The following is a 10,861-nucleotide window of genomic DNA, read 5'->3' on the forward strand; positions in this document are numbered from 1 at the left end:
AGGAACTCATGAGAAAAACAATATTTGCTTTTCTCACAGGGCTCATCATGTTTGGAACGATAACAGCCGCCTCAGCATCACCCGATGCCAAGAATCAAACGGCTAAAAAACCTAAAGTCCAGACCGGCATAGACACGCTTTTGCCAGTTTATAAAAAACAGCTCAAAGGAAAACGAATCGGATTAATCACCAATCCAACCGGCGTAAACGCATCTCTGAAAAGCAGTGTCGATATTCTTCACGAAAACCCTGATATTAAACTGACAGCTTTATTCGGCCCAGAGCACGGCGTCCGCGGCGATGCTCAGGCGGGAGACACAGTAGGCTCTTACATTGACGAAAAAACCGGGATTCCCGTATACAGCCTCTACGGAAAAACGAGGAAACCGACTCCAGAGATGCTGAAAAATGTCGATGTTCTTATGTTTGACATTCAGGATGTCGGGACCCGTTACTACACGTACATTTATACAATGGCATACGCTATGGAAGCCGCTAAAGAAAATGGCATTCCTTTTATGGTGCTGGACCGACCGAATCCTCAAGGCGGGGATCATATTGAAGGACCAGTCTTAGAGCCTGAGTACGCCTCATTTGTCGGACTGTATCCCATTCCGCTAAAGCACGGAATGACAATAGGCGAATTGGCTTTGCTGTTCAACAAGGAATTTGACATTGATGCCGAACTGACAGTGGTAAAAATGAAACACTGGAAACGGAAAATGGATTTTGACGGCACCAGACTGCCTTTCGTCCTCCCATCACCTAACATGCCGACGGTAGAGAGCACATTTGTATATCCTGCAACCGGACTGATTGAAGGAACAAATATATCCGAAGGGCGGGGGACAACAAAGCCATTCGAATTGATTGGGGCTCCCTTTATCAAAAGCACAGAACTTGCAGAAACATTAAACAGACTCCATCTGCCAGGCGTCACATTCAGGGCAGCTTCCTTTACGCCGACATTTTCTAAACATCAGGGAATGCTTTGCCACGGTGTTCAGCTCTATGTGACAGACCGAAAAAAGTTTGAAGCGGTTAGAACAGGCCTTTCACTCATTAAAACAATACACGACCTCTATCCTGAGGATTTTGAGTTCCTAGCAACAGGTTCATTTGATAAACTGGCAGGCAACGGTTGGATCAAAACAGAAATTAAAAATGGCACTTCTATAGATGACATCATAGATCGCTATGAAAAACCACTCAAACAATTCAGTAAAACAAGAAAAAAGCATCTCATCTATTAGACGTAAGCATCGTATGTTACACGTGTAACATGTTCTTACCGAACAAAAGACCCTTACTTTCAAACGAGAGTAAGGGTTTTTTTATGACAAAAACCCACCCGCTTTATATAGGAAAACTTTCATTTATTTGGTACAATCTTATTGAAAATGATTATCAATTGAATGTTTCTGAAAAGGTGGTCTACTCTTGCAAAATACAGTGATTTATTATCCCATACAAATTGAATATCTTAAAAAAACAAGTGATCTCTTCTCAGAACAGCAATTAGCCGATTCATTCGTACTGATCTTTCATGTCAAAGGAAACGGCCATATTTCGATCGGAACAAGCATCAGTCCTCTGCAAAAAAAGACGCTTTATGTTTGTCCGCCTAACGAAACCTTCGGCTTTACGCCTGCAGCCGAAGGACATATAGATACCTGTCTGATCAGGATTCAAAGCTATATCAAGGAATCCGGACGAGATATCTTAACGCCATGTACAGAAACGGAATTAGCCAAACTGAAGCTTGTGAATATATCACATATCGAAAACCTTGCAGCCCGGCTTCAAGAGCTTGCTGCGCTATGGAATGAATCGTCTCAGCTTTCTCACCTAAAATGCATGATTGAAGTACAAAGCCTGATTTATGACCTCATGACTGCCAGTGTATCTGATCTAACGGATACACACTCAGCAATCGAGAAAACAAAACAATACATCGAAACTCATGCAGAAACAAAAATGACACTTGCCCAGTTGTCGCAAATGGCAGGGATCAGCGCCAAACACTACAGCGAAACCTTTAAAAAAAGGACAGGTCAAAGCGTAACAGAATTTATCACAAAGACGCGAATCACCAGAGCAAAACGGCTCATGGCAAGATCAAACTGCAAATTGAAAGAAATCGCTCATCAAACCGGCTATCAAGATGAATTTTATTTCAGCAGAATCTTTAAGAAGCATACAGGCTGCTCACCTACAAGCTATATGAAAAAACGACGAAAAAAAATTGCCGCATACGGAAGAGGCACAATGGGCCACCTCATCCCTCTTCATCACATACCGTTTGCGGCCGCGCTCCACCCAAAATGGACGTCTTACTACTATCAGCATTATTCGACAGATATACCCGTCCAGCTCAGCGCATACCGATTTAATGAAAAATGGGAAGAAAACCTGAATACGTTATCTCAGGCCGAACCAGATGTGATTTTCAGCATGGATTCTATTTCTCAAGAAGAAAAAAATCATCTGAATCGCATCGCAGAAGTCATTTATCTTCCTTCAGAAGAAAGCTGGAGAACTCACTTTCTGCAAACCGCCTCATTCTTAAAGGAAGAGTCCGAAGCAGAAAAGTGGCTCGCGGCTTATGACCAGCAGACGGCGGTCGCCAAAAAAACACTTCAGCACGCCCAAAGGCAGCGTTTTCTCTTTCTGAGGCTGCATAAGCAAAATTTTTATCTGGCACATCATCGAAGCGTCCGCGAAGTCTTTTTTGGAGATTTAGAATTCAGCTCCGCAAAAACGGAAGACACGCCTTCAGAGCAAGCGATTTCGGTAGAAAATATCGCAAATTACCAAGCTGACTGCTTAATGCTTTTTCTATTTAAAGAGCCTGAAACCATTGCTTATTACCAGCAATTGCAGCAGACAGAAGCATGGCAAAACCTAAGCGCAGTACGGAATAACCGTGTATACCTTCTATCCTTTGACCCTTGGAATGAATACTCGGCTTGCGGCCATGAACGGATTGTTCAGCAAACCATTTCTTTACTATCCGGTGATTGTCCATGATAAATATGGAATTTGTCCATGGCGTTATATCCGTTCATTCTCTATAATTCCAATTGATAATAGTTATCAATTGAACAGGAGGCTCTATAGATGAAAAAAATATCTCTTACCTTATTAATCTTGCTTCTCGCGCTGACAGCGGCAGCTTGCGGCAACAAAAATGAATCAACTGCAAGCAAGGCAAGCAGCACAGCATCCGAGAAGAAGAAAATTGAATACCTGGATAAAACATATGAAGTAACTGTACCAACAGACAAAATTGCCATAACGGGAAGCGTTGAGTCGATGGAAGACGCGAAACTGCTTGACGTTCATCCGCAAGGCGCGATTTCATTCTCCGGCAAATTCCCTGAAATGTTCAAAGACATCACAGACAAAGCCCAACCAACCGGAGAAAAAATGGAGCCAAACATTGAAAAGATTCTTGAGATGAAGCCAGATGTCATCCTTGCTTCAACAAAGTTCCCAGAAAAAACACTGCAAAAAATAAGTACAGCCGGCACAACAATCCCGGTTTCTCACATCTCTTCAAACTGGAAGGACAATATGATGCTCCTTGCCCAGCTGACTGGTAAAGAGAAAAAGGCGAAAAAAATCATTGCAGACTATGAACAGGATTTAAAAGAAACAAAAACAAAAATCAATGAAAAGGCAAAAGATTCAAAAGCGCTTGTCATTAGAATCAGACAAGGCAACATTTACATTTACCCTGAACAGGTGTACTTCAACTCCACCCTTTATGGTGATTTAGGTCTTAAAGCGCCGGACGAAGTAAAAGCTGCAAAAGCGCAAGAACTGATTTCATTAGAAAAATTAAGCGAAATGAATCCAGACCATATCTTCGTTCAATTTTCTGATGATGAAAATGCAGATAAACCTGATGCATTAAAAGATTTAGAGAAAAATCCAATCTGGAAAAGCCTTAAAGCAGTCAAAGAAGATCATGTGTACGTTAACTCAGTCGATCCTCTCGCACAAGGCGGCACAGCTTGGAGCAAAGTCCGCTTCCTGAAAGCGGCTGCTGAAAAATTGACACAAAACTAATTCAGAGTAGGTTTTTGTATGTATTCAAAACAGTGGACACGTATCATATTGATTACTTCTCCATTTGCTATTGCACTGTCGCTGCTGCTTTCGATCCTATATGGCGCAAAGCATCTAAGCACAGATATTGTTTTTACATCTCTTATTCATTTCGATCCGGGAAACACAGACCATCAAATTATATGGCATTCCCGGATTCCAAGGGCTGCCGGCGCTCTGCTCATAGGGGCAGCCCTTGCTGTTTCTGGAGCCCTTATGCAAGGCATTACGCGCAATTATTTAGCTTCGCCATCGATTATGGGCGTTTCAGATGGTTCCGCGTTTATTATCACGCTTTGTATGGTTCTGCTCCCGCAATCGTCTTCCATTGAGATGATCATTTACTCTTTTATCGGCTCAGCATTAGGAGCCGTTCTAGTATTCAGCCTTGCCGCCATGATGCCTAACGGGTTTTCCCCCGTGCAGCTTGCCATTATCGGCACAGTTACAAGCATGCTGCTTAGCAGTTTATCAGCAGCCATGTCGATTTATTTTCAAATATCGCAGGATCTCAGTTTCTGGTACAGCGCCAGAATTCATCAAATGAGTCCTGATTTTCTGAAGCTTGCCGCACCGTTTTTTCTGGTCGGCATCGTGATAGCTGTTTCCCTCAGCAAAAAGGTGACTGCTGTATCATTAGGCGACGACATTTCTAAAAGTCTGGGACAAAAGAAAAAAACCATTAAAATCATGGCGATGCTTTCAGTCATCATTTTAACCGGCAGTGCCGTAGCGCTGGCCGGCAAAATTGCGTTTGTCGGATTGGTTGTTCCGCATATCACAAGATTTCTTGTCGGCTCCGATTACAACAGGCTGATTCCGTGTTCATGCATTTTGGGCGGAGTCTTTTTAACCTTATGTGATCTCGCAAGCAGATTTATCAATTATCCGTTTGAAACACCGATTGAAGTCGTGACATCCATAATCGGCGTGCCTTTCTTCCTTTATTTGATTAAACGAAAAGGAGGGGAGCAAAATGGCTAAAAAATATGCAGTGTTCATCGCTTTGATTCTCGTTGTCAGCTATTTCAGCTTAACGAGCGGATCATTCTCCGTTCAGCCGGCTGAGCTGCTCTCCACTCTTTTTCAGATCGATCCGAATCCGCAGTATGAAATTTTGCTGTTCGATTTAAGACTGCCGCGAATTGTCATGGCCGCCATTATCGGACTCGGTCTTGGCATTGCGGGCGCCGTCATCCAAGCCATCACAAGAAACGGGCTTGCAGACCCGGGAATTCTCGGAATTAACGCGGGGGCGGGAGCCGGGATTGTGGCGTTTATGCTCTTGTTCCAAGGCCAGAAGGAAGTGACATCTATAGTTGCGGCGATGGGAATGCCATTTTTCGGGTTGATAGGCGGACTGATTGCGGCGCTCTTGATTTACATATTTGCATGGCACAGAGGCAATTTAGATTCAGGAAGAATTATTCTGGTAGGAATCGCGATCAATTCTGGATTCAGCGCCCTGTCTTTGTTTTTATCATTAAAAATGGACCCGCAAGACTATCAAATGGCCATGGTCTGGAAAAACGGAAGCATCTGGTCTGCCAATTGGACTTACATCACAGCCGTTCTTCCATGGATGCTGCTGTTTATACCTATTCTTATCGCCAAGTCCCGCTTGCTGGACACCATTCGTTTTGATGAAGACACAGTCAGAAGCCTCGGTATTTCATCAAATAAAGAAAAAACCATCCTGCTCGTCGCCTGCGTAGCAATCATCAGCGCCTGTGTCTCCGTAGCGGGTAGCATGGCGTTTGTCGGTTTAATCGCTCCCCACATTTCACGGAGACTGGCTGGTGTCGAACACCGCAATATCCTGCCGCTGAGCGGTTTAATCGGCATGCTGCTTGTAATAAGCGCAGACTTTGCCGGAAAACTGTTTTTCCAGCCAGCGGAAGTGCCCGCAGGCATCATTTTGGCGATCCTCGGTGTTCCTTATTTCTTATACCTGCTTTTCAAGCAAAAAAAGGGGGAAAATGCTTGAACGGATCTCTTTCAGAGCACAAAGCCGGTGAAAGGAAATTTACGCTGTACCTCCCTCCTTCCTACAGCCCAGACAGCAGCAGGAGATTTCCTGCTGTTTACGTGCAGGATGGAAGTTCGTTGTTTCAAGACCAAATCAAATTATTAGAAAGTACATTTCAGCAGCGAAGGCTGCCTGAGCTCGTGTTGATCGGTATCGAACCCGCAAGTCGGCTGGATGAATACACCCCTTGGCCGGCTGCATCACTCAGTGATCGGTTCCCGGACTTCGGAGGCATGGGATATCACTATCTGTCTAACATAACAAACCGATTCATTCCGTTTATCGAAGAAAATTGGAACGTCGCCAGGGAACCGCAGTCAAGAGGAATGATCGGTGCCTCATTAGGCGGACTCATCTCAATGTTCGCCTTAATAAAGTATCCATCAGTGTTCACAAACATAGGCTCTATCTCAGGCTCCTACTGGTACGAGAACGCAGCCGAAGCCATTCATTTATCTTCTTTAAAGCCCGGCACTGCACGTGTCTTTATGTCTGTCGGCAGTGAAGAAGGCTGTGAAAAACAATCTATACAGCGAAATATGCTGCGGAATACAAAGCAAGTGCATCAAAGTTTAAAAGAAAAAGGCTTCACTGAAAATCAGCTATGTCTTTCAATTGAACAAGGGGCGGTGCACCACCGCAAGTACTTCTGCCAACAGTTCATCATTGCGCTCGAATGGCTATACGGAAAAAACCGCTCATAAGATTGAGCGGTTTTTTCATGCTTTCTGCAATACAGGTTTTAATTCAAAACGATTCACCATATAGCCAAACAACGCGGCAAGTATCTGCTGAAACAGCATGCCGATCACCACCGGAACAGCAACCTGAGACGGGAAGAATGTAACGGCAAGAACTGCGCCGGCACTGATATTTCTCATGCCTCCCGTAAAAATAAGAGATACAATTTCCTCTTGGCGCCTTTTCATTATTTTCCCGATCAGCCAAGCAGCGGCATAGCCTGTTAACGCAATAAAGAAGACCGTCACAGCTATTCCTACAAATCTTAAATCAACTGCTTTAAAATAAGGGGCAATCGCTGAACTATTAATCGCAATCACAGCCATCAGACAAAGCTTTGAAAAAGGTGACAGCGCACTGCTAACAGATGCGGTTCTATCTGGAGATGACATCTGATTAAACAGCATGCCCAGAAAAGAAGGAATCACGACCATCACAATCAGCCCTCTCATCATTCCCCACACTTCCATATGAACCTGAGCGCCGGCCAGCAATGAAAGGCTCAGCGGTACGACCAATGGTGACAGCACCGTATCAACCAAGATAATCGAAAGCGTCAAACCGACATTCCCTTTATACATCGCTGCCCAAATCAAGCTTGTAATCCCGGTAGGAATCACAACAGCCAATGTTAAACCTGTGATTGTCAAAGGATCGCCTTTAAATATAAGATGGCCGCTGCCCCAAGCAAAAAGCGGCATGAAAATATGAAGAACAAATAGTGCAAGAATCATAGGAAGAGGATGAGACAACGCATGTCTCAAAGATTGAAAGTTAGCGCTCAAACTGCCTGCAAACGTAATAAAAGCAAAGATCCAAGGCACAGCACTTTCATACCCATTTAAAAATTGAGACAGCAGCACGCCCAGCACAACACTAGCAGGCGTTAAAAGCGGCATGACTTTCCCCAATACATGGTTCAGCTTCTGAAGCGTCATATACAAGTCTCCTATTAAATATTTCTTTCTCACTCTATTATATCAATGCCGTTCAGCCATATGTTATATAAAAAAGCCCAGATCTCACCAATCTGGGCTTTCACACTTTATGTCATTTGCTTCATAAGAGCTTTACTAGCATTGTTCAAACCCTTTACTTCAACTTCAATTCCTTGTTCCTTAAACTTCGCAACAATCTTATCAAGCGCAGCCGCTCCTGAATCATCCCAAACATGGGCCTCAGTTAAGTCAATCACGACTCGCTCAATATCCTCTTGATAAATAAACGCATTCGTAAGATCAGTCACTGACGCAAAAAAGATCTGTCCCTTTACTTGATACGTTCTCAGCTTTTGATCCCCTGCATGCGAAACAATTTTCAGCTTCGAAATTTTTGCCACAAAGAACACCGCACTTAAGAGAACGCCGACGAATACGCCTTTAGACAAGTCATCCGTCACAACAACCGTAATCACAGTCACAACCATGACAATAGAGTCTGTGAGCGGCGCTTTTTTGAGGCCTTTTAAAGAAGACCAATCAAATGTGCCAACAGAAACCATAACCATAACAGCCACTAACGCAGCCATTGGAATTTTCACGACAACAGTACTCAAGACGGCAATTAAAAACATCAGAAAAGCACCAGCAACAAATGCAGATAAGCGTCCGCGTCCGCCCGCTTTTGTATTAATGACAGATTGTCCAATCATAGCGCAGCCTGCCATTCCGCCAAAGAATCCAGTCACGATATTCGCAATTCCCTGTCCGCGGCTCTCTTTATTTTTATCACTGTCCGTATCCGTCATTTCATCAATAATTTGTGCTGTCAGCAAAGACTCAAGTAATCCGACAAATGCTAAAGCAATCGAATAAGGAAAAATGATTTGCAGTGTTTCAAAGGTAAACGGAACATCAGGGATTAAGAAATGAGGCAACGAACTAGAAATATTGCCCATATCTCCGACCGTCCGCACATCCACATGGAAAGTAACCGCAATAATCGTCATCACAATAATCGCGACAAGCGGAGACGGAACCGCAGTCGTAAATCGCGGGAGCACATAAATAATTACCAACGACCCGGCAAGCATTGCATACATGCTCCAAGAAGCACCCTCAAACTGAGGAAGCTGCGCAGAGAAAATAAGGATCGCCAGTGCATTCACAAACCCGATCATCACAGAACGCGGGATGAATTTCATTAATCTCGCAATTTTACTGATACCTAAAATCACCTGAATAATTCCTGTCAAAATCGTTGCCGCAAATAAATATTGAAGCCCATGATCAGCAACCAGCGACACCATAACGACCGCCATTGAGCCAGTAGCTGCTGAAATCATGCCAGGTCTGCCGCCAAAAATAGAAATGATAATGGCTATACAAAATGACGCATAAAGACCGACCATCGGGTCAACACCCGCTATAATCGAGAAGCCAATCGCTTCAGGTATTAATGCTAATGCAACTAAAATGCCAGCAAGAATGTCTTTTCGGATATTACCGAACCATTGCTGTTGTAATGTAAAACTATTATTCAAATATAACGACTCCTTTTTTAAAAAATAAATCCGCACCGTATCTATTGTGCTGGGAGCTTTCTTTATTTTACGGGAGAAAAGGAAAGGCCAAACGAACGAAGAAAAAGGGGAAACGTTGAGTATGTTGTATAGAGGCAAGGAGTTATTATACAAAGAGTATCATATTAAATGTTAATCAAATATGCAAGATGAATACTGAAGAAAAAAATGGCTAAAACTAGGTTTAAGCCATCTTTGAATTATATCATATCCGGATGAGAAACAAGAATCGTTTTAACAACAGCAATATCTTTTCTCTCATTTGACAACGGAAATATTCCCATCAATTCCTGAATGGCATCCTCATAGTATCAAGCGGGGTTTTCTACATCATCAGTTCAGCAAGCTGAGGCATATCCACGCCACATGATACCCGGACTGGTAGAATCTTGTGTAGGAACAATTATCTTAACAGCAATTATAGAAAAACAAGCAATCGTCATGAGTAAGATGGAAGTAGCGTACGGTTTAGGAGCCCTTTTCATGCCGTTGCTGTCTGGTTTTTTAATTAGCAATAATGTATGGGCATTGGCATTTCTGGTATTGGGGCTAATTTCATTTCTTCTGATGCTTGTTTGGAGCCGAATGAGCTTTGGCAGCTTTGACGATTTGCTCATTCGTCAAACAGACACTTCGGGCAATGGAAAACAAGCACCTATAAGTTTTTCGAAGACTTGGCTTACTGTTTATTTCTTTAGCAGCTGCGTACTTCTTTTTTATGGAGCCATGAAGTATCGATTGTTCACTTTATCCCTTCTATCTTCGCTGAGAAATGGGAGATTTCTAACTCCTTAGCAACCATAACGGTAACAATATATTGGATCGGTATAATCATAGGTCGTTTACTGATTTTGCAGGGTTTGTTCTTTGTTTCTTTTTAGGCTTATTTATGACTGGCATGTTTACCATTGCTTTAATTATCACCAATCAATTCTACCTTGGAAAAACAGAACAAACGACAAGCATACTGCCAACGGATTAGGCGGTTCTATCCCGCCAATCGCAGTTGGATGGCGTCTAGATGAATTCTCAGTACATACTGCATTGGTTATTTACAACTCTCATGTTGAACATGCTGAGGATTGTATTGGTATTAAAAGTATTAGAAAACCTGAAAAGCAAAAAGCTCGATAAAATGGATACTGATGAAAACAAATCAGTACAGATATAAACCAAAAAACCCAGCTCATTGAGCTGGGTTTTACCTTGCTTGGCGGCGTCCTACTCTCACAGGGGGAAACCCCCGACTACCATCGGCGCTGAAGAGCTTAACTTCCGTGTTCGGCATGGGAACGGGTGTGACCTCTTCGCTATCGCCACCAAACAATTTGAGAGATGTTCTCTCAAAACTAGATAACAGATGTGACATCATTCAAAATGTGGTTAAGTCCTCGATCGATTAGTATCTGTCAGCTCCATGTGTCGCCACACTTCCACCTCAGACCTATCAACCTGAT

At 43.1% G+C, this 10,861-nt stretch carries 8 protein-coding genes, 1 rRNA gene and 1 pseudogene; 7 read left to right on the forward strand and 3 right to left on the reverse strand.

The features are described from left to right. Positions 1-8: 8 nt before the first annotated feature. From JMN17_RS19885 to JMN17_RS19910, 6 genes are all read left to right on the forward strand, one after another. Complete coding sequence (locus JMN17_RS19885) at positions 9-1,253, forward strand: exo-beta-N-acetylmuramidase NamZ family protein (protein WP_202329106.1); 1,245 nt, start codon at positions 9-11, stop codon at positions 1,251-1,253. Positions 1,254-1,440: 187 nt separating this feature from the next. Next, on the forward strand, positions 1,441-3,030 hold the full coding sequence (btr, locus tag JMN17_RS19890) for a bacillibactin transport transcriptional regulator Btr (RefSeq protein WP_087991995.1): 1,590 nt from the start codon (positions 1,441-1,443) through the stop codon (positions 3,028-3,030). 90 nt (positions 3,031-3,120) lie between these two features. Continuing rightward, positions 3,121-4,074, forward strand: a complete 954-nt coding sequence (feuA, locus tag JMN17_RS19895; protein ID WP_087991994.1) for an iron ABC transporter substrate-binding protein FeuA — start codon at positions 3,121-3,123, stop codon at positions 4,072-4,074. A gap of 18 nt (positions 4,075-4,092) precedes the next feature. Continuing rightward, positions 4,093-5,097, forward strand: a complete 1,005-nt coding sequence (locus JMN17_RS19900) for a FecCD family ABC transporter permease (protein ID WP_087991993.1) — start codon at positions 4,093-4,095, stop codon at positions 5,095-5,097. Next, positions 5,090-6,100 carry an iron ABC transporter permease FeuC gene (gene feuC / locus JMN17_RS19905; RefSeq protein WP_202329108.1) on the forward strand — a complete coding sequence of 337 codons (1,011 nt, stop codon included), beginning with the start codon at positions 5,090-5,092 and terminating at the stop codon, positions 6,098-6,100. Before JMN17_RS19900 ends, feuC begins: the two co-directional genes overlap by 8 nt. Further along, positions 6,097-6,846 carry an alpha/beta hydrolase gene (locus tag JMN17_RS19910; protein ID WP_202329109.1) on the forward strand — a complete coding sequence of 250 codons (750 nt, stop codon included), beginning with the start codon at positions 6,097-6,099 and terminating at the stop codon, positions 6,844-6,846. Before feuC ends, JMN17_RS19910 begins: the two co-directional genes overlap by 4 nt. A 15-nt stretch (positions 6,847-6,861) precedes the next feature. Here JMN17_RS19910 and JMN17_RS19915 read toward each other — a convergent pair whose 3' ends face one another. After that, positions 6,862-7,782 carry a bile acid:sodium symporter family protein gene (locus JMN17_RS19915; protein ID WP_202329110.1) on the reverse strand — a complete coding sequence of 307 codons (921 nt, stop codon included), beginning with the start codon at positions 7,780-7,782 and terminating at the stop codon, positions 6,862-6,864. A gap of 146 nt (positions 7,783-7,928) precedes the next feature. After that, positions 7,929-9,365, reverse strand: coding sequence for a SulP family inorganic anion transporter (locus JMN17_RS19920; RefSeq protein ID WP_087991989.1), 1,437 nt, complete (start codon positions 9,363-9,365; stop codon positions 7,929-7,931). Positions 9,366-9,779: 414 nt separating this feature from the next. Here JMN17_RS19920 and JMN17_RS21850 point away from each other — a divergent pair. Next, positions 9,780-10,575 (forward strand): annotated as a pseudogene (locus tag JMN17_RS21850) (MFS transporter); the annotation flags it as partial. A 37-nt stretch (positions 10,576-10,612) separates the two neighbouring features. Here JMN17_RS21850 and rrf read toward each other — a convergent pair. Beyond that, a 5S ribosomal RNA gene (rrf, locus tag JMN17_RS19925) occupies positions 10,613-10,728 on the reverse strand. Between the last annotated feature and the right edge of the window lie 133 nt (positions 10,729-10,861).

It is taken from the genome of Bacillus sp. RHFS10 (assembly GCF_016757475.1).
In the GTDB taxonomy this organism is placed as follows: Bacteria; Bacillota; Bacilli; order Bacillales; family Bacillaceae; genus Bacillus; species Bacillus subtilis_G.

What these genes read in the sequence shown, in the direction of transcription:
- feuA (WP_087991994.1), top strand. Translation starts at nt 3,121, where the DNA reads ATGAAAAAAATATCTCTTACCTTATTAATCTTGCTTCTCGCGCTGACA.
- feuC (WP_202329108.1), top strand. Translation starts at nt 5,090, where the DNA reads ATGGCTAAAAAATATGCAGTGTTCATCGCTTTGATTCTCGTTGTCAGC.
- JMN17_RS19915 (WP_202329110.1), bottom strand. Translation starts at nt 7,782, where the DNA reads ATGCCGCTTTTAACGCCTGCTAGTGTTGTGCTGGGCGTGCTGCTGTCT.
- JMN17_RS19885 (WP_202329106.1), top strand. Translation starts at nt 9, where the DNA reads ATGAGAAAAACAATATTTGCTTTTCTCACAGGGCTCATCATGTTTGGA.
- JMN17_RS19900 (WP_087991993.1), top strand. Translation starts at nt 4,093, where the DNA reads ATGTATTCAAAACAGTGGACACGTATCATATTGATTACTTCTCCATTT.